Consider the following 19022-nt stretch of genomic DNA (forward strand, 5'->3'; position numbering starts at 1 on the left):
AAAAGGTAGGGACAGGCCACGCCGCAGCGACCAAACCGACAGATCGGGGGATAACTCACTTCCTCCCCTTTGCCCCTTGCTCCCCCCGCCATCCGCCCCTATAGCTCTGCTTTTAATGACATCGAAATCGACCTTCGTCCTCGGCCACCGGCATTTGCTGGGCATCGAGGGCCTTTCCGCGGCCGACATCAGCGGCCTCCTCGACCTGTCCGAAGAATATGTCGAGGTCAACCGCCAGGTTGACAAGAAGCGCACCGTCCTGCGTGGACGGACGCAAGTGAACCTCTTTTTCGAGGCCTCCACCCGGACCCAATCCTCGTTCGAGCTCGCGGGAAAACGGCTCGGCGCCGACGTCATGAACATGTCGGTCGCCTCCTCGTCCATCAAGAAGGGCGAGACGCTGATCGACACCGCCATGACGCTGAACGCGATGCATCCCGACATCCTCGTGATGCGCCATCACGCCTCCGGCGCGGTGGAACTGCTGGCCCGCAAGGTTGACGGTTCCGTGATCAATGCCGGCGACGGCGCGCATGAGCATCCGACCCAGGCGCTGCTGGATGCACTCACCATCCGCCGCAACAAGGGCCGGATCGAAGGGCTCGTGGTCGCGATCTGCGGCGACGTGCTGCATTCGCGCGTCGCCCGCTCCAACATCATCCTGCTCAACACCATGGGGGCCCGCGTGCGCGTGGTCGGCCCCTCCACGCTGTTGCCCCCCGGCATCGAACGGATGGGGGTCGAGGTGGCGCGCGACATGCGCGAGGGGCTGAACGGTGCCGATATCGTCATGATGCTGCGGCTGCAGCGCGAGCGCATGAACGGCTCTTTCGTGCCGTCATCCAGCGAGTATTTCCACTATTTCGGACTGGACCAGAAGAAGCTCGCCTATGCCAAGCCGGACGCGCTCGTGATGCATCCCGGTCCGATGAACCGTGGCGTGGAGATCGACACGGCGGTCGCGGACGGCGCGCAGTCCCTGATCCGCGAGCAGGTGGAGATGGGAGTCGCCGTGCGCATGGCGGTGCTGGAAGCCCTCGCACGTAACCTGCCGAACGCGTGATGCCGATGTTGACCGATCGCCGCCCCGTCCTGCTCGCCAACGCCCGCGTCGTCGATCCCTCCAGGGATTTCGACGGTGTCGGCGACGTCCTCATCGCCGACGGCATGATCCGCGAGACCCGCCGTGGCATCGGCGCGGCCGGCGTCCCCGAGGGCACCGACATCGTCAACTGCTCCGGCAAGATCGTCGCGCCCGGGCTGATCGACATGCGCGCCTTCGTCGGCGAGCCCGGCTTCAGCCATCGCGAGACCTTCGCCACCGCGAGCCAGGCGGCGGCGACCGGTGGCATCACCACCATCATCTGCCAGCCCGACACCCTGCCGGTGATCGATAATTCGGCGACCGTCGACTTCGTGATGCGCCGCGCCCGCGACACCGCCATCGTCAACATCCAGCCGATGGCCGCCCTCACCAAGGGCATGCACGGCCAGGAGATGACCGAGTTCGGGCTGCTCAAGGCTGCGGGGGCGGTCGCCTTCAGTGACGGCGCCAGAAGCGTGACCAACGCGCAGGTGATGCGCCGTGCGCTGACCTATGCGCGCGATTTCGATGCGCTGATCGTGCACTTCACCGAGGATCCCGATCTCGTCGGCGAAGGCGTCATGAACGAGGGCGAATTCGCTTCGCGCCTGGGCTTGATGGGCATCCCGCGCGCCGCCGAGGCCGTCATTCTCGAGCGCGACATGCGCCTCGTCGCATTGACCGGCGGCCGCTATCACGCGGCCTCGCTGACCTGCATCGAGTCCCTCGACATCCTCCAGCGCGCCCGCGACGCCGGCCTCGCCGTCAGCGCCTCGGTCTCGATCAATCATCTGGCGCTGAACGAGAACGACATCGGTCCTTACCGATCGTTCCTGAAACTGTCGCCGCCCCTGCGCACCGAGGACGACCGCCGCGCGCTGGTGGCAGCGATCGGCTCCGGGCTGCTCGACATCATCATGTCCGACCACAATCCGCAGGACGTCGAAGTCAAGCGCCTGCCGTTCGCGGAAGCCGCACCCGGCGCCGTCGGTCTCGAGACCATGCTGCCCGCCGGCCTGCGCCTCGTCCACAATGGCGAAATGGAACTGAAGACACTGATCCGTGCGATGTCGACCCGTCCGGCCGAGCTGCTGGGATTGCCAGGCGGAACCCTGCGCACCGGCAGCCCGGCTGATGTCATCGTGATCGATCCCGACACGCCCTGGGTCGTCGATCCCGCCGACCTCAAATCGCCCTGCAAGAATACCCCGTTCGACGAGGCCCGCTTTACAGGCCGCGTGGTGCGCACCATTGTCGGCGGCCGGACGGTCTATGAGCATGTCTGAGGTGCCCGCTCGTTCGACATGGGAATCCTGCCTTTGGAGCTGCCGCCATGGCGCTTGAAGCATTTCTGCCGGTGGCCTTCATCATCGGCTACCTCCTCGGCTCGATCCCGTTCGGGCTGATCCTGACCAGGCTTGCGGGTACGCAGGATATCCGCTCGATCGGCTCCGGCAGCATCGGCGCCACCAACGTGCTGCGCACCGGACGCAAGAGCCTTGCCGCCGGCACCCTGTTGTTCGACGCGCTCAAGGGCACCGTGGCCGTGGTGATCGCCGGCTACCTCGCAGGACCCAATGCCGCCATGGTGGCCGGGCTCGGCGCGTTCCTCGGCCATCTCTTTCCGGTCTGGCTGAAGTTCAAAGGCGGCAAGGGCGTGGCCACCTATATCGGCGTCCTGCTCGGCCTGTTCTGGCCCGGCGCCATCGTGTTCTGCCTGCTCTGGCTCGCCACCGCCTTTACCACCCGCTATTCCTCGCTCTCCGCGCTCGTGGCGGCGTTTATCACGCCGATTTTCCTGTGGTGGTTCGGGCACCTCGCCCTGTCGGCCCTGACGGCAGTGTTGACGCTGCTGTTGTTCTACGCGCATCGCGAGAACATCAAGCGCCTGCAAGGTGGCAGGGAAAGCCGGATTGGCGAGAAGGCATAGCGTTTCGCGCGAAGCCGGGCATCTACGGATACCGAAGCTCTCCTTCCGCATTATATGCCGAATCCTGTTCGCAACTTGCGACCGAATCACGGTTGTATTGGCGAGCGGGTTTCGGGTCTGTCATCGTGACAGCGGATATGGCGGCGGCTGCTCAGAATGAGCGAGAAGATTGTCGGCACGCATGACGGGGGTGGTTCGGTGGGTGTTTCCGGCACTGCAGCAAGCCGGCTGCTCTCGGCGACCAATATCTGGTCCGATGCGCCCTCGCCGCCCGCCCCAAAAGTTCTTCCCGTTCTGCCGCCAGTGTCGCCGCCCGAGCCAATCGCGAAAGCGCCCGTGACGGTCGAGGTCGTGACCACGGTCGCGCCTGTCGCTCCCGTGCAGCCGCATTCCCGCCAATGGCCGCCGCGAAAACTCTCGCTGGCGCTCCAGGGCGGCGGCACCTTTGCAGCCTTCAGCTGGGGCGTGCTGGAGCGGCTGCTGGAAGAGCCAGATATCGCGATCGACACGATCAGCGGCGCCAGCGCCGGCGCCATCAATGCGCTGCTGCTCGCCTGCGGCCTGGCCGAAGGCGGCCGCGAAGGCGCGCGCTCCCGGCTGAACCGGTTCTGGGTCCGGCTGATGCACGAGGCCTCATTCCGCTCGCTGATGCTGATCGGCGGCTTTTCGCCGGCGGGAAGTTCTGTCGCATTCGGCCCGACGCTGCGCTCCGGCCAGTTCGATCCGTTCGATCTCGATCCGCTGCGGCAGGCGCTGTCGCGCGACATCGATTTTGCTGCCCTGCGCGACGCAAGCTGCCCAAAACTCATGATCGCGGCGACGCGGATCCGCGACGGGCAGCAGCAAATCTTCCGCAATGACGCCATCACCGCCGACGTCGCGCTGGCCTCGACCTGCCCGCCGCTCGTTCACTGCGCCGTGGAGATCGACGGCGAGGCCTATTGGGACGGCGGCTTCGGTGGCAACCCGCCGCTGCTGCGGCTGGCGCAGGAAACGACGACGCCCGATGTCCTGCTGATCCAGGTCACGCCGGCGCGCGACAGCTACGTGCCGATCACGCTCGCCGCGATCGACCGCCGGCTCGACCAGATCGCGGCCAATGCCGCGCTCAATGCCGAGATCGCTGCGATCGAATGGGCGCAGGCCCATGCCGCGCCTTCACTGCGGCTATCGAGGATCGCGGCCGAAGACTCTGTCGAGGGCCTCGCGCAGCGCTCCTCCACGGATCTCGGCCGCGGCTTCATTCGCGCGCTGCACCGGAGCGGTCGCGAGGCGGCCGAGCGCTGGCTCCGGCAAGGTGCGAATGGCAAGGCGCCCGCACGCGATGCCGTTCGCCGCGAACCCGCCCTAGCCTGATTTCGCCAGCGCATCTTCCAGGAACCAGGCCGCCGCAAGCGCGAGCGGATCATTGCCGAAGCGCGCGATCACCTGCACGCCGATCGGCAGGCCATTCACCTTCAGCACCGGCACGTTGACGCAAGGATTGCCCATCAGCGTCCACAGCCGGTTGTAGCGGGGATCACCCGTGGTCGCGAGCTCCTTGGCCGGCGCGGTGCCCGGCGCCGAATAGGTCAGGAGCACGTCGATGCCCTCGAAAAGCTCGCCGAGCTCACGGCGTCCGCGCCGGCTGATTCGGCGGGCCTCGTCATACTCTTTCGGCGTCAGTCCGGCCGTCGCATCGAGGCTTGCGCGCAGCATCGGCGCGATATCGTCGTGGCGCTCCGAAAACTCCCAGGCCAGCGCGCGATGCGCCTCGAAATCCTGGATGATCGGATGGATGCGCCAGGCGTCCTGCAGTGAGGCGGGCAGTTCGATCGTGCGCACATTGGCGCCCGCTCGCGTCGCCGCCTGAATCGCAGCCTCCAACCCCTGCTCCGCCGCCGGCTCCACGCTGCCTGCAAATTCCTGCCTGACTACGCCGATGCGCGGCGCCTTGGCCGGGGTGATGCCGGAGAACTCGGTGCGCCCCGTGATTGCCAGCAGCCCGCGCGCGAGATCCTCGGCGTGCGCCCCGAACAGACCGACCGTATCGAGCGCCCACGAATAGCATTTGACCCCGACCGTCGGCAGCATCCGGAACGACGGCTTGATCGCAGCCGTGCCGCAATAGGCGGCGGGGCGGATCACCGAGCCGCCGGTCTGCGTGCCCAGCGCCAGCGGAATCATGCCGGCGCCGACGGCCGCGGCCGAGCCCGAGGACGAGCCACCGGGCGTGTGGCCCAGATTGTGCGGATTGAGCGTCGGCGTCGGATCGCGCGAAGCGAACGCCGTGGTCGTGGTCTTGCCGATGATGGTGGCGCCCGCCCGCTTCAGCATCATCACCACAGGCGCATCCGAGCGCGGCTGCCAGTCCCGATAGATTTCCGAGCCCATCTCGGTCGGCATGTTGGCGGTGTCGATGATGTCCTTGATGCCGACCGCGATACCGCGCAGCGGGCCGGAGCCTTGCGCCTTGGCGGTTTTGTCATGACGGACGAAGGCGCGGACGTCCTTCTCCTTGGCCTCGATCGCCGCGTGCGACTGCGCGATGGCGGCATCGGGCGAAAGTTCGCCCGCTTCGATACGGCGCTGGAGGTCGGCAAGTGAGATCATGGCAACATCCTTCTTATTGGGATCGCTTTTAGCATCGGGGCAAGGCCACGCAAGCGCACGCCACTGTTGCGCAACGCCCCAAGGTTGTTCCATGCTGTCCCCACAAGGAGACACCGTGGACGCCATCAATCCGAGCGTGGAGCTGACCGAGCTTGAGCGGATCGACCACCTGCGTCTGATCCGCTCCGACAATGTCGGGCCGCGCACCTTCCGCTCGCTGGTCGATCATTTCGGCACCGCGCGGGCTGCGCTGGAGCGGCTGCCTGATCTGGCGCGCCGCGGCGGTGCGCAGCGATCGGGTCGCATCTGTAGCGCGGATGAAGCGAAGGCCGAGCTTGCCGCAAGCCGCAAGTTCGGCATCGCTTGGCGCGCGCCCGGCGAGGACGGCTATCCGGCGCGGCTCGCAATGATCGACGACGCGCCGCCGCTGCTCGCCGTGCGCGGCGACACCAAAACCCTGATGCGGCCGATGATCGCGATCGTCGGCTCGCGCAATGCGTCCGGCGCCGGGTTGAAGTTTGCCGGCCAGCTCGCGCGCGAGCTCGGCGAAGCCGGCTTTATCGTCATCTCCGGCCTCGCCCGAGGCGTCGATCAGGCCGCGCATCGCGCGAGCGTCGAGAGCGGCACCATCGCGGTGCTCGCCGGCGGACATGACTGCATCTATCCGCCTGAGCATGGTGATCTCCTCACATCGATCCTCGATCACGAGGGCGCTGCGATCTCCGAGATGCCGCTCGGCCATGAGCCGCGCGCCCGCGACTTCCCTCGCCGCAACCGATTGATCTCCGGCGCCTCGCTCGGCGTGGTCGTGGTGGAAGCCGCTCACCGCTCGGGCTCGCTGATCACTGCACGCATGGCGGCCGAACAGGGCCGCGAGGTGTTCGCCGTCCCCGGCTCGCCGCTCGACCCGCGCGCGGCCGGCGCCAACGATCTGATCAAGCAGGGCGCGACTCTCGTCACGGAAGCCGCCGACATCGTCAATGCGGTGCAGCCGATCATGGAGCGCCCGCTGATGCATCCGGCTGAAGAGCCCGACAGCGAGCCATTCGAAAGCGATCCGCAAGGCCACGATCGTGATCAGATCACCGGCCTGCTCGGCCCCGCCCCCATTTCAATCGACGACCTCGTGCGGATGTCCGGCGCCTCGCCTGCGATCGTGCGCACCGTGCTGCTGGAGCTGGAGCTCGCCGGTAAGCTCGAACGCCACGGCGGCGGGCTGGTGTCCCTGCTCTAAGTTTCGTTCCGCGCGTCGAACCGCGTGCGAGCTGCTGCGATCTGCTGCTGGTGTTTGATCGCCCACTCGCCGAGCGCTTTTACCGGCTCCTGGAGACCACGGCCGAGATCGGTCAGCTCATAGTCGACGCGCGGCGGAATAGTTGGAAAGATCGTGCGCGTGACGAGGCCGTCGCGCTCGAGGCCGCGCAGCGTCAATGTCAGCATGCGCTGCGAGATGCCGTTGATCATGCGCTTGAGCTCATTGAAGCGCTTGGGCCCGTCGCTCAGCATCATGATGACGAACACGCTCCATTTGTCGCCGACGCGGGACAGCACTGAGGCGACCCCGCGGCAGTCCGCGTGGTTGGGGTCCGGTATGGGATCCGGCCTCGGCGTGGCGGGAAAATCGGTGTTCGCAGGTTTCAAAGATGTGCCCATGGCTCAAAAAAGTGCGTTCTTGCGGGGATTCTAGCAGTCACTCATGTAGCGCTGGTTACAATCTTATACCAGGGTGACCCCACATGAAACTCCTCCATCTCGACTCCAGCGTCCTCGGCCCCCACTCCGTCAGCCGGCAGGTCTCCGCCGCCATCGTCGACAGGCTCCGGCAGGCGACGCCCAGCCTCGACATCACCTATCGGGATCTGACTGAGACCCCGCTCGCCCATCTCTCCGGTTCGCATCTCGCGGCCGCGCAAGGCGCACCCGCGCCCGCGGAACTTGCGCCCGACCTCGCCGCGAGCGCGGCTGCGCTGGATGAGTTCCTCGCCGCCGACATCGTCGTGATCGGCGCGCCCATGTACAATTTCACCATTCCCAGCCAGCTCAAGGCCTGGATCGATCGCATTCTCGTTGCGGGCAAGACGTTCAGCTATGGGGCGAATGGGCCGCAGGGCCTTGCCGGCGGCAAGCGCGTGATCGTGGCGATCTCGCGCGGCGGCTATTACGGCGCGGAGACGCCATACGTGGCCGGCGAACATCTCGAAACCTATCTGCGCTGGGTGTTCGGCTTCATGGGGATCACCAACGTCGAATTCATCCCGGCCGACGGCATCCAGGTCGGGCCGGAGCACCGCGAAAAGGCGATCGCCGGCGCGCTGCAGTCGGCAACGAGTCTGCGCGCGGCCTAGGACGCGCAACAGCCAAGCCGACCGGCGCAACTCGTGTGTTGCGCCGGCCGGATTCAAGTTAGACGGGTTAACTCAGCCCCGATAGATCGGCGCGCCGCTCGGAGAGGCGACCGCGCCGCCGTCCACGAAGATCTCCTGGCCCTGCACATGGGCGGAATCATCGGAGGCAAGGAACAGCACCGTCTTGGCGACGTGATCGGTTTCACCGATGCGGCCGAGCGGCGTCGACAGCGCAATCCGTTTCTCGAACGCCTTCTCGGCCTCCGGCGTCGCGGTCGCGGGACCCCAGATCGGCGTGCGGATCGCGCCCGGCGCGACCACGTTGACGCGGATGCCGCGCGGCGACAGCTCCGAGGCCATGATCCGCGCCATCGCCCGCACGCCCGCCTTGGCAGCGCCGTAAGCGGAATAGCCGGGAATGCCGAGCACCGAGATCACCGAACCGTTGAGGATGATCGATGCATTGTCGTTGAGATGAGGCAGCGCGGCCTGAACAGTGAAGAACACGCCGGTGAGGTTGGTGCTGATGACCTTCTCGAAGACTTCCAGCGTCGCTGATCCCAGCGGCGTGCCGCCGGCGATGCCGGCATTGGCGAACACGATGTCGAACTTGCCGAACTTTTCCGCGCCCTGCTTGATCGCAGCTTCCGTCGCGGCGATGTCGGTCGCGTCGGCAGCCAGCGCGAGCGCGTTCGGCCCGAGCTCTTTTGCGGCCGCTTCCAGCGTCTCCTTGTTACGGCCGGTAATCACCACCTTGGCGCCCTCGGCGACGAACAGTTTGGCCGTCGCAAGCCCAATGCCGCTGTTGCCGCCGGTGATCAGGGCCGTCTTGTTCTTCAATCTCACGTTCGCCTCCAGTAGTTGCATGATAAAACTAGATTGCCATCTAGGGCATACGGTTTTATGATGCAACCACACAAGCGCGTGATCGGCGGTCGCGCCGTGCGAGTGCGACAGGACGACATTGATGGTGAAAAGAACGAGCTTTGAGGACGACGCCTGCCCGATCGCGCGCTCACTGGACGCGCTCGGCGACTGGTGGTCGCTGCTGATCATTCGGGAGGCGCTGTTCGGCCTCCGCCGCTTCGGCGAGTTTCAGAGCAAACTCGGCATGGCCAAGAACATCCTGTCAGCGCGCCTGCGCGCGCTGGTCGACCACGGCATCCTGGCAACCGCCCCCGCTTCCGACGGCAGCGCCTATTCCGAATATGTGCTGACGCCAAAGGGCCGCGGCACCTTCCCGATCCTGGTGGCGCTGCGGCAATGGAGCGAGGAGTTCGACGACCACCCCGAGGAAATCGCAACCATTCTGGTCGATCGCGAGAAGGGTCGCCCGGTGAAAAAGCTGGAGATGCGCGCGGAGGATGGGCGGCTGCTCTCGCCGGCGGATACGACATTGAAGCCGCGGCCCGCGCCTCGGCGACGGACGGCGTAACGAGACGCGACTGCCACCGCACCGTCATTGCGAGGAGCCCTTGCGACGAAGCAGTCCAGAATCCCTCCGCGGACAGATTCTGGATTGCTTCGCAGAGCCTGTCATCGGGCCGCGCGTAGCGCGGACCCGTTGGCTCGCAATGACGGCGTGGGGGCTTGTGCAATAAATAGGCGGCGTCAAAATGGCGAGATCCTCCAAAGCGTCACCACCATGCCCCTGCTCGCTATCGTCTATTTTTCGATTACCGGCACCACCGAAACGCTCGCGCATGCGGTGGCGCGCGGCGCGGCAGGGGCAACAGAGATCGCACTCTGCCGGATCGCTGGCGACGCCATCGTATCAGGTCGTTTCCACAACGAGGCCTTGCTGGAGACGATCGACCGCGCCAGTGCAGTCGCATTTGGCAGCCCGACCTACATGGGCGGACCAGCGGCGCAATTCAAAGCATTTGCAGACTCTTCAAGCGACCGATGGACCAGGCAGCGATGGGCGGGCAAGATCGCAGCCGGATTCACGACCGGCGCCTGCGCAGGCGGCGATCAACTGCACACGTTGAGCTATTTTTCGATTCTGGCTGCCCAGCACGGCATGCTCTGGTGCGGACTGGATATTCCGGGAGGAGAGGATTCGAGCGGCCGGAATCGCTTGGGCAGCCAGCTTGGCTTGGCGACGCATCTGGTCGACCGCACCTTGCCACAGAGCGATTTGAGCACGGCCGAATATCTCGGCGAGCGCTTGGCGAAAATGGCAAGCCGCAACGGCTAGCCGCGCCGTCAATGCGATTGCAATGACGGTCCGTGCAGCACGCCTTCGCCTACGACAGCTTGCGTTTCGTCCGCAGCCGCAGATGCTCGTCGGCCTCGAGCTGGGTCATGCCCAATAAATAATGCAACACGGGCAGCTTGTGGCGCTCGGCGAGCTGACGCAGGGCAGCCGACTGCTCGGCGATGAAGGCCACCGCCTCATCTGCCCCGCCGTCTCCCGGTTCCTCGTTGCGCGAGCGCCCCGGCGCTCTTGCCGCGGTGCGCGCTCGCCTTTTTGCCGGCTTCCTCACCAGGCCCCACCCCGAATCCATGCCCCGGAGCGACATTACGCCGACATCGGCCGCAACTCCAAGGTGGTGTTCTGCAACTTTTTCGATATGAAACTTTTCCCATCGCGCCGGCTTTCAACACCCCTCGATTTGACAGGAACGGCCTCACCACCCATGTTCGGGTCGAAACGGCCGACCCGAGTCCTTTCGATTCCGGCCCAAGATTTTCCCGTAAGTTACTGGAACTACATGAATATCGTCATTGTGGAGTCGCCGGCGAAAGCCAAGACGATCAACAAATATCTGGGCTCGTCCTACGAGGTCCTGGCGTCGTTTGGCCATGTCCGCGACCTCCCCGCCAAGAACGGCTCCGTCGATCCCGACGCCAATTTCAAGATGATCTGGGAGGTCGATCCCAAGGCCGCCGGCCGGCTCAACGATATCGCGAAGTCGCTGAAAGGTGCCGACCGCCTGATTCTCGCCACCGACCCCGATCGCGAGGGCGAGGCGATCTCCTGGCACGTGCTGGAGGTGATGAAGGAAAAGCGCGCGCTGAAGGATCAGAAGATCGAGCGCGTGGTGTTCAACGCGATCACCAAGCAGGCCGTCACGGACGCGATGAAGCATCCGCGCCAGATCGACGGCGCGCTGGTCGACGCCTACATGGCGCGCCGGGCGCTGGACTATCTGGTCGGCTTCACCCTCTCCCCCGTGCTGTGGCGCAAGCTGCCCGGTGCGCGCTCGGCCGGCCGCGTGCAGTCGGTCGCGCTGCGCCTCGTCTGCGACCGCGAGCTGGAGATCGAGAAGTTCGTGCCGCGCGAATATTGGTCGCTGGTCGCGACCCTGCTGACGCCGCGAGGCGATGCCTTCGAGGCCCGCCTCGTCGGCGCCGACGGCAAGAAGATCCAGCGCCTCGATATCGGCACCGGCGCGGAAGCCGAAGACTTCAAGAAGGCGCTCGAAGCCGCCGCCTATGCCGTGACTGCGGTGGACGCCAAGCCGGCGCGGCGCAATCCGCAGGCGCCGTTCACCACCTCGACCCTCCAGCAGGAAGCCAGCCGCAAATACGGCTTTGCGCCCGCGCACACGATGCGCATCGCCCAGCGCCTATATGAAGGCATCGACATCGGCGGCGAGACCACCGGACTCATTACTTATATGCGGACCGACGGCGTGCAGATCGCCCCCGAAGCGATCACCCAGGCGCGCAAGGTGATCGGCGAGGATTACGGCAACGCCTATGTGCCGGACGCACCGCGCCAGTACCAGGCCAAGGCCAAGAACGCGCAGGAAGCGCACGAGGCGATCCGCCCGACCGACATGTCGCGCCGTCCCGACAGCATGAGCCGCAAGCTCGATGCCGATCAGGCGAAGCTCTATGAGCTGATCTGGAAGCGCACCATCGCGAGCCAAATGGAAGCGGCCGAGCTCGAGCGCACCACTGTCGACATCACCGCTAAAGCCGGCGGCCGCACGCTGGAGCTGCGCGCGACCGGCCAGGTCATCAAGTTCGACGGCTTCCTCGCGCTGTATCAGGAAGGCCGCGACGACGAGGAGGACGAGGATTCCCGCCGCCTGCCCGGCATGAGCGCCGGCGAGGCCTTGAAGCGGCAGTCGCTCGCCGTCACCCAGCATTTCACCGAGCCGCCGCCGCGATTCTCCGAGGCCTCGCTGGTCAAGCGCATGGAAGAGCTCGGCATCGGCCGGCCCTCGACTTACGCCTCGATCCTCCAGGTGTTGAAGGACCGCGGCTACGTCAAGCTGGAGAAGAAACGCCTGCATGGCGAGGACAAGGGCCGCGTCGTGATCGCGTTCCTGGAGAGCTTCTTCAGCCGCTACGTCGAATACGACTTCACGGCGGGGCTCGAAGAGCAGCTCGACCGCATCTCCAACAACGAGATCTCCTGGCAGCAGGTGCTGAAGGATTTCTGGCGCGACTTCATCGGCGCGGTCGACGACATCAAGGATTTGCGCGTTGCGCAGGTGCTCGACGTCCTCGACGATATGCTCGGGCCGCACATCTATCCGCCGCGTGCCGATGGCGGCGACGTCAGGCAGTGCCCGAATTGCGGCACCGGCCGGCTCAATCTCAAGGCCGGCAAGTTCGGCGCCTTCGTCGGCTGCTCGAACTATCCGGAATGCCGCTACACCCGCCAGCTCGCGGCCGACGGCGAGACGACCGCGGACCGTTCGCTCGGCCAGGATCCTGAGACGGGGCGCGATGTCTGGGTCAAGGCCGGCCGCTTCGGTCCCTATATCCAGCTCGGCGAGCCCAAGGATTACGAGGAAGGCGAGAAGCCCAAGCGCGCCGGCATCCCGAAGGGCACCTCGCCCAGCGATGTCGATCTCGAACTCGCGCTGAAGCTCTTGTCGCTGCCGCGTGAGATCGGCAAACATCCGGAAACCGGTCAGCCGATCACCGCAGGTCTTGGCCGCTTCGGACCGTTCGTGAAGCACGAGAAGACCTATGCCAGCCTGGAGGCCGGCGACGAAGTCTTCGACATCGGCCTCAACCGTGCCGTGACGCTGATCGCAGAGAAGGTTGCGAAGGGCCCGAGCCGCCGCTTCGGCGCCGATCCCGGCAAGGCGATCGGCGATCACCCGAGCCTCGGCACCGTCACCGTGAAGAGCGGCCGCTACGGCGCTTATGTCACGGCCGGCGGTGTCAACGCGACGATTCCGGCCGAGTTCGAGAAGGACGCCATCACGCTGCCGCAGGCGATCGCGCTGATCGACGAGCGCGCGGCGAAAGGCGGCGGCAAGAGCAAGGCCAAGAAGGCCGCCAAGCCCGCCAAGGCCAAGAAAGCCGCCGACGGCGAGGACGCAGCGCCGAAGCCGAAGAAACCGGCCGCGAAGAAAGCCGCGGCCAAATCCAAAACCGAATCCACCAGCAAGGCGCGCGCCGCCGTGCCGTCGACCGCGAAGACGTCGCCGACCAAGAGCGCTGCCACCAAGGCTCCGGCCAAGAAGAGTGCCGGCAAGACTTGAGCTCAGAATTAGAGGTTAAGTGAAACCAAAGAAAGACCGTGGCTTTCCCGACAGGCAAGCCATCGTCGCCTTCATCAAGGCAAATCAAGGAAAGGCGGGAACGCGCGAAATTGCGCGCGAGTTCGGCCTGAAGAACGCCGATCGCGCCGAGCTCAGGCGCATGCTGCGCGAGCTCGCCGACGATGGCGTCATCAAGAAAAAGCGCCACAAGGTCTCGGAGCCGGACACGCTCCCGCCGACGCTGCTCGCCGATATCACCGGGCGCGACAGCGACGGCGAATTGATCGCCTCCCCCGCCGAATGGGACGAGGTCGAGAGCGGCGAGCCGCCAAGAATCCTGATCGAGATGCCGCGCAAGCCGAAGCCGGGCACCGCCGCCGGTGTCGGCGACCGCGCGCTGCTGCGCGTCGAGCGCTCGGACGAGGACGAGGGTCCGGCCTGGCGCGGCCGCATCATCAAGGTCATCGACAAGGCCAAGAGCCGCATCCTCGGCGTATTCCGCAGCCTGCCCGAAGGCGGTGGGCGGCTCGTCCCCGTCGACAAGAAGTTCGCCGACCGCGAACTGAACATCGCGAAGACCGACACGGGCGGCGCGCAGGACGGCGATCTCGTCAGCGTCGACATCGTCCGCTCGCGCGGCTTTGGCCTTGCCTCCGGACGCGTGAAAGAGAAGCTCGGTTCGGTCAAGTCGGAGAAGGCGATCAGCCTGATCGCGATCTACGCGCACGAGATTCCCTTGCAATTCTCCACCGCCGCCGAGCGCGAGGCGGAGGCGGCAGAGCCTGCAAACTTGAAAGGCCGCGAGGACTGGCGCGACGTGCCGCTCGTCACCATTGATCCGCCGGATGCGAAGGATCACGACGACGCGGTGCACGCCGAGCCCGATCCTGATCCCAACAACAAGGGCGGCTTCATCGTTAACGTCGCCATCGCGGATGTCAGCTTCTATGTGCGCCCAGGCAGCGCGCTCGACCGCGACGCGCTCGATCGCGGCAACTCGGTCTATTTCCCCGACCGCGTCGTGCCGATGCTGCCCGAGCGCATCTCCAACAATCTCTGCTCGCTGGTGCCAGGCGAGCCGCGCGGCGCGCTGGCGGTGCGCATGGTGCTCGGCTCCGACGGCCGCAAGCGCTCGCATACGTTCCACCGCATCCTGATGCGTTCGGCGGCGAAGCTCGCTTACGCGCAGGCCCAGGCCGCGATCGACGGACGGCCTGACGACACCACCGGCCCCCTGCTCGACCCGATCTTGAGGCCGCTCTACGCCGCCTATGCCTGCGCCAAGCGCGCCCGCGACGAGCGCGATCCGCTCAATCTCGATCTGCCGGAGCGCAAGATCCTCCTGAAGAGCGACGGCACAGTCGACCGCGTCGTGGTGCCTGAAAGGCTCGACGCGCACAAGCTGATCGAGGAGTTCATGATCCTCGCCAACGTCGCGGCTGCCGAGACGCTGGAGAAGAAGTCGCTGCCGCTGATCTACCGCGTGCATGACGAGCCGACGCTGGAGAAGGTCCACGCGCTCTCCGAGTTCCTGGAAACGCTCGACATCCCCTTCACGAAATCGGGCGCGCTGCGTCCGACGCTGTTCAACCGCGTGCTGGCGCAGCTCGAAGGCCACGACTATTACCCGCTGGTGAGCGAGGTGGTGCTGCGCGCCCAGGCGCAGGCGGAGTATTCGGCAGAAAACTACGGACATTTCGGCCTGAACTTGCGCCGCTATGCGCATTTCACTTCGCCGATCCGCCGCTATGCCGACCTCGTCGTGCACCGCGCGCTGATCCGCGCGCTCGGGCTCGGCGAAGGTGCCCTGCCCGACAGCGAGACGCCGGAATCGCTCGGCGAGGTCGCCGCGCATATCTCGCTGACCGAGCGGCGCGCGATGAAGGCCGAGCGCGAGACCGTCGATCGCCTGATCGCGCATCATCTCGCCGACCGCATCGGCGCCAGCTTCCAGGGCCGCGTCTCCGGCGTTACCCGGGCCGGCCTGTTCGTCAAGCTGAGCGAGACCGGCGCCGACGGATTGATCCCGATCCGATCCCTCGGCACGGAATATTTCAACTATGACGAGAGCCGACATGCACTGGTCGGCACACGCAGCGGCACCATGTATCAGCTCGGTGACGTCGTCGATGTCCGTCTGATCGAAGCCGCCCCCATCGCAGGCGCATTGCGCTTCGAGCTGCTGTCGTCGGAGAGCGACAGCTCACCGCGCGAACGCCGCCAGTTCCGCCCGCAGCGCAAATCATCGAAGCCGCATCCCGGTCGCAGCCCAGAGAGAAAACGCAAGCCGGAGAAGCAAAAATCCGGCAAGGCAAAGAAAAGCCGAGACAAGGGCAAAGGGAAAAAAAAGGGAAAAAGCAAGAAGGGCAAGGCATGGTGATGACGAGCACCGCCTCGAAGATCTGGACGCGCGAGACCGGCCTCGTCGAGAAGCGCGACGTCTGGACCGCGATGAAGCGCGGCTTCCGCGGCCGCTGCCCGCGCTGCGGCGAGGGAAAACTGTTCCGCGCCTTCCTGAAGACGGCGGACAATTGCGCCGAATGCGGCCTCGACTTCACCCCGCATCGCGCCGATGACCTGCCGGCCTATCTCGTCATCGTCATCGTCGGCCACGTCGTGGTGCCGGCGATCCTCTGGATCGAGACCAACTACACGACGCCGGTCTGGCTCAGCTTCGTGGCCTATCTGCCCTTCACCTTCGTCGCCTCGCTCGCGTTGTTGCAGCCGGTGAAGGGAGCTGTGGTCGGCTTGCAATGGGCTCTGCGCATGCATGGGTTTGACGAGAACCCTCCCGATGGTATTCCGCCGGTGTAGGCAAAATAAGCAAGAACAGTTCGGGTGAGGACATGACGGATATTTCGCAGGCCGAGGAGAAGACAAAAGTTCACGAGGAGAAGGAAGCGGACCACCATCCCTATTTTCGCCCGAGGGATGCGGCGACGCTGATCCTTGTCGATCGCAGCGGCGCCGTTCCGAAAGTGCTGGTCGGCAAGCGCCACGACAAGGTGGTGTTCATGCCCGGGAAATTCGTCTTTCCCGGCGGTCGCGTCGACAAGGCCGATTATCGCGTGCCCTGCGCAGCCCCTATCACCGCGGAGTTGGAAGCCAATCTCGCCAAAGGCAGCCCGAAGACGCCGGCCTCGCGCGCGAAGTCGCTCGCGATTGCCGCGATCCGCGAGGCCTGCGAGGAGACGGGCCTGTGCCTGGGCCGCCAGGCGGAAGGCAAGGTGCCGAAGCTGGATGGTCCCTGGAAGCCGTTCGCCGATGCCGGCCTGCTGCCCGATCCCTCCGGCCTGTTCCTGATCGCGCGCGCGATCACCCCGCCCGGCCGCGTCAAGCGCTTCGACACGCGCTTCTTCACCGCGGATGCCTCCGCGATCACCCACCGCGTCGACGGCGTGATCCACGCCGATGCCGAACTGGTCGAGCTGGTCTGGGTCGAGCTCGGCTCGAAGCCGCTCGCCGATCTGCATCCGATGACGCGCAACGTGCTCAACGAGCTCGATAGCCGCCTTGCCACGGGCCCGCTTCGTCACGATGCCCCGGTGCCGTTCTTCCATTTCTACGGCGGCAAGATGCAGAAGGATATTTTGAGCTGAGCCCACGGCGAACTCAGTGTCGTCCCGGACAAGCGCGCCTCAAGCGCGCGCCGATCCGGGACCCATAGCCACAGGTAGACGTGTGGCGCGGGCCGGTAACCACGAGTCTTCGCAAAACCAAGGCCGGTGGTTATGGGGTCCCGGATCGGCGCTTACGCTTGTCCGGGACGACAGCGGAGCGTGTGGCGCGAACATGCTTAGATCACGCTCAAAAACAAAATAATCTTCCCGCCGCCCCTGATGGCGGAGTTCCCCTTCATGCCTATGTCTTTCCGAGCGTCACCAAGAATGGACACCGGGCGATGGCACAACGGCAACTCAAGCTTGGCGCGTTCATGCGCCCGATCAGCATCCACACCGGCGCCTGGCGCTATCCCGGGGCCTGGCCCGACGCCAATTTCAACTTCTCGCACATCAAGACGCTGATCCGAAAGCTCGAGGCCGGCAAATTCGACGCCTTCTTCATGGCCGATCACCTCGCCGTCCTGAACATGCCGATCAACGCGCTCAAGCGCAGCCACACCGTGACCTCGTTCGAGCCGTTCACGCTGTTGTCGGCGCTCTCGGCCGTCACCGAGCGCATCGGCCTGATCGCAACGGGATCGACCACGTTCGACGAGCCCTATCACGTCGCGCGCCGCTTCGCCTCGCTAGACCATCTCAGCGGCGGCCGCGCGGGCTGGAACATCGTCACCACGTCGAATCCGGACGCCGCACTTAACTTCGGTCTCGACGATCACATGGAGCATGCCGAGCGCTACAAGCGCGCGCGTGAGTTCTACGACGTCGTCACGGGCTTGTGGGACTCCTTCGCCGACGACGCCTTCGTGCGCGATGTCGAGAGCGGGCTGTTCTTCGATCCCGCCAAGATGCACACGCTCGACCACAACGGCAAATATCTGAAGGTGCGCGGCCCTCTCAACATCGCCCGCCCGGTGCAGGGCTGGCCGGTGATCGTGCAGGCCGGCGCGTCGGAAGACGGCAAGCAGCTCGCGGCAGAGACGGCGGAGGCCGTGTTCACCGGCGGCGGCAGCCTCGCGGACGGACAAAAGCTCTATGCCGACATCAAGGGACGCATGGAAAAGGTCGGCCGCGATCCCGAGCACCTCAAGATTCTGCCCGGCGCTTTCGTCGTGGTCGGCGACAGCGTCGATGAAGCCAAGGAGAAGCGCGCGCTGCTCGACAGCCGCGTGCACTACGACAGCGCCATCGCCTCGCTCTCCGTCATCCTCGGCACCGATGCCTCCGGCTTCGATCCCGACGGCCCTCTCCCCGACATCCCCGAGACCAATGCCAGCAAGAGCGGCCGCCAGCGCTTGGTCGATCTCGCCGCGCGCGAGAAGCTTACCGTGCGCCAGCTCGCCCAGCGCGTCGGCGGCTATGGCGGCCTGTCCTTCGTCGGCACCGCCAAAACCATCGCCGACCAGATGGAGGAATGGCTGGTCGGGCGCGGCTCCGACGGCTTCAACATCATGTTCCCGTTCCTGCCCGCCGGCCTCGACGATTTCGTCGACAAGGTCGTCCCGGAACTGCAGCGCCGGGGGATCTTCCGGAAAGAGTATGAAGGGGCCACTTTGAGGGAGAATCTGGCTCTGCCGCGGCCGAAAAACCGGTTCTTCGAGGCCTGATGGGCCCGATCTGGGTGGTTTTCCGTCCCTAAAACCTTGACATCAGGCGGTTTCTGACTAGGTTGCCGGCCAACGCGGGCCGTTTGGCCGGCTCCAGATTCCCTTCATTCCTGAGGTTCAGAACATGGCCAAAGCGGTCACCATCAAGGTCAAGCTCGTGTCCTCGGCCGACACCGGCTTCTACTACGTCGCCAAGAAGAATTCGCGCACCATGACCGACAAGCTGGTCAAGAAGAAGTATGACCCGGTCGCGCGCAAGCACGTCGAATTCCGCGAAGCCAAGATCAAGTAAGATCGACTCAGCGTCGAAGAGTTTTGCGGGGCCCTTTCGGGCCCCGTTTTCGTTTCGCTCCTCTACGGGCTTCGGGCGCGCTGCAGCGCCCATAAG

The 19022-nt window shown here is 65.5% G+C and carries 18 protein-coding genes; 14 read left to right on the top strand and 4 right to left on the bottom strand.

What is annotated here, in order from left to right:
• Nucleotides 1–115 precede the first annotated feature (115 nt).
• The 4 genes from LPJ38_RS27510 to LPJ38_RS27525 all read left to right on the top strand — a co-directional run bounded on the left by LPJ38_RS27510 (nucleotide 116) and on the right by LPJ38_RS27525 (nucleotide 4370).
• Nucleotides 116–1063: an aspartate carbamoyltransferase catalytic subunit gene (locus LPJ38_RS27510; RefSeq protein WP_145629969.1), complete on the top strand. Its 948-nt coding sequence runs from the start codon at nucleotides 116–118 to the stop codon at nucleotides 1061–1063.
• Nucleotides 1063–2370, top strand: a complete 1308-nt coding sequence (locus tag LPJ38_RS27515) for a dihydroorotase (protein WP_145629968.1) — start codon at nucleotides 1063–1065, stop codon at nucleotides 2368–2370. The genes LPJ38_RS27510 and LPJ38_RS27515 overlap by 1 nt, the downstream gene beginning before the upstream one ends.
• Before the next feature lie 47 nt (nucleotides 2371–2417).
• On the top strand, nucleotides 2418–3014 hold the full coding sequence (gene plsY / locus LPJ38_RS27520; protein WP_145629967.1) for a glycerol-3-phosphate 1-O-acyltransferase PlsY: 597 nt from the start codon (nucleotides 2418–2420) through the stop codon (nucleotides 3012–3014).
• Between the two features lie 156 nt (nucleotides 3015–3170).
• Nucleotides 3171–4370, top strand: coding sequence for a patatin-like phospholipase family protein (locus LPJ38_RS27525; RefSeq protein WP_167520306.1), 1200 nt, complete (start codon nucleotides 3171–3173; stop codon nucleotides 4368–4370).
• Here the strand turns inward: LPJ38_RS27525 and LPJ38_RS27530 are convergent.
• Nucleotides 4362–5606, bottom strand: coding sequence for an amidase (locus LPJ38_RS27530; RefSeq protein ID WP_145629965.1), 1245 nt, complete (start codon nucleotides 5604–5606; stop codon nucleotides 4362–4364). The genes LPJ38_RS27525 and LPJ38_RS27530 overlap by 9 nt on opposite strands.
• A gap of 91 nt (nucleotides 5607–5697) precedes the next feature.
• Between LPJ38_RS27530 and dprA the strand changes: the two genes are divergently transcribed.
• The gene (gene dprA / locus LPJ38_RS27535; RefSeq protein ID WP_145629964.1) at nucleotides 5698–6840 is read left to right on the top strand and encodes a DNA-processing protein DprA; all 1143 of its coding nucleotides are present in this window, start codon (nucleotides 5698–5700) and stop codon (nucleotides 6838–6840) included.
• On the opposite strand, the gene LPJ38_RS27540 is transcribed toward dprA, so the two are convergent.
• Entirely contained in the window at nucleotides 6837–7259 is a 423-nt protein-coding gene (locus tag LPJ38_RS27540) for a winged helix-turn-helix transcriptional regulator (protein ID WP_145629963.1), read from the bottom strand. The two genes, dprA and LPJ38_RS27540, sit on opposite strands and share 4 nt — an antisense overlap.
• Nucleotides 7260–7342: 83 nt before the next feature.
• Here LPJ38_RS27540 and LPJ38_RS27545 point away from each other — a divergent pair, with 83 nt between their 5' ends.
• Nucleotides 7343–7951 carry an FMN-dependent NADH-azoreductase gene (locus tag LPJ38_RS27545; protein WP_145629962.1) on the top strand — a complete coding sequence of 203 codons (609 nt, stop codon included), beginning with the start codon at nucleotides 7343–7345 and terminating at the stop codon, nucleotides 7949–7951.
• Between the two features lie 72 nt (nucleotides 7952–8023).
• Here LPJ38_RS27545 and LPJ38_RS27550 read toward each other — a convergent pair whose 3' ends face one another.
• Nucleotides 8024–8797, bottom strand: a complete 774-nt coding sequence (locus LPJ38_RS27550; RefSeq protein ID WP_167520305.1) for an SDR family oxidoreductase — start codon at nucleotides 8795–8797, stop codon at nucleotides 8024–8026.
• A gap of 121 nt (nucleotides 8798–8918) precedes the next feature.
• On the opposite strand from LPJ38_RS27550, the gene LPJ38_RS27555 reads away from it, so the two are divergent.
• Together LPJ38_RS27555 and LPJ38_RS27560 are read left to right on the top strand one after the other, a co-directional pair.
• Nucleotides 8919–9386: a winged helix-turn-helix transcriptional regulator gene (locus LPJ38_RS27555; RefSeq protein WP_145629960.1), complete on the top strand. Its 468-nt coding sequence runs from the start codon at nucleotides 8919–8921 to the stop codon at nucleotides 9384–9386.
• Nucleotides 9387–9596: 210 nt separating this feature from the next.
• On the top strand, nucleotides 9597–10151 hold the full coding sequence (locus LPJ38_RS27560) for a flavodoxin family protein (protein ID WP_145629959.1): 555 nt from the start codon (nucleotides 9597–9599) through the stop codon (nucleotides 10149–10151).
• Between the two features lie 49 nt (nucleotides 10152–10200).
• On the opposite strand, the gene LPJ38_RS27565 is transcribed toward LPJ38_RS27560, so the two are convergent.
• Nucleotides 10201–10344: a hypothetical protein gene (locus tag LPJ38_RS27565; protein WP_231088419.1), complete on the bottom strand. Its 144-nt coding sequence runs from the start codon at nucleotides 10342–10344 to the stop codon at nucleotides 10201–10203.
• A gap of 324 nt (nucleotides 10345–10668) precedes the next feature.
• Between LPJ38_RS27565 and topA the strand changes: the two genes are divergently transcribed.
• The 6 genes from topA (at nucleotide 10669) to rpmG (ending at nucleotide 18926) form a co-directional block, all read left to right on the top strand.
• On the top strand, nucleotides 10669–13407 hold the full coding sequence (topA, locus tag LPJ38_RS27570) for a type I DNA topoisomerase (protein ID WP_145629957.1): 2739 nt from the start codon (nucleotides 10669–10671) through the stop codon (nucleotides 13405–13407).
• Nucleotides 13408–13426: 19 nt separating this feature from the next.
• Nucleotides 13427–15787: a ribonuclease R gene (gene rnr, locus LPJ38_RS27575; protein ID WP_145629956.1), complete on the top strand. Its 2361-nt coding sequence runs from the start codon at nucleotides 13427–13429 to the stop codon at nucleotides 15785–15787.
• Nucleotides 15781–16221, top strand: coding sequence for a DUF983 domain-containing protein (locus LPJ38_RS27580; protein ID WP_145629955.1), 441 nt, complete (start codon nucleotides 15781–15783; stop codon nucleotides 16219–16221). Before rnr ends, LPJ38_RS27580 begins: the two co-directional genes overlap by 7 nt.
• A gap of 32 nt (nucleotides 16222–16253) precedes the next feature.
• Nucleotides 16254–17006: an NUDIX hydrolase gene (locus tag LPJ38_RS27585; RefSeq protein WP_145629954.1), complete on the top strand. Its 753-nt coding sequence runs from the start codon at nucleotides 16254–16256 to the stop codon at nucleotides 17004–17006.
• Nucleotides 17007–17308: 302 nt separating this feature from the next.
• Nucleotides 17309–18634 (top strand): LLM class flavin-dependent oxidoreductase, encoded by a 1326-nt coding sequence (locus LPJ38_RS27590; protein ID WP_145629953.1) that lies wholly within the window; start codon nucleotides 17309–17311, stop codon nucleotides 18632–18634.
• Between the two features lie 124 nt (nucleotides 18635–18758).
• Entirely contained in the window at nucleotides 18759–18926 is a 168-nt protein-coding gene (rpmG, locus tag LPJ38_RS27595) for a 50S ribosomal protein L33 (RefSeq protein ID WP_007603295.1), read from the top strand.
• Nucleotides 18927–19022: the final 96 nt, after the last annotated feature.

The organism is Bradyrhizobium daqingense (assembly GCF_021044685.1).
GTDB lineage: Bacteria > Pseudomonadota > Alphaproteobacteria > Rhizobiales > Xanthobacteraceae > Bradyrhizobium > Bradyrhizobium daqingense.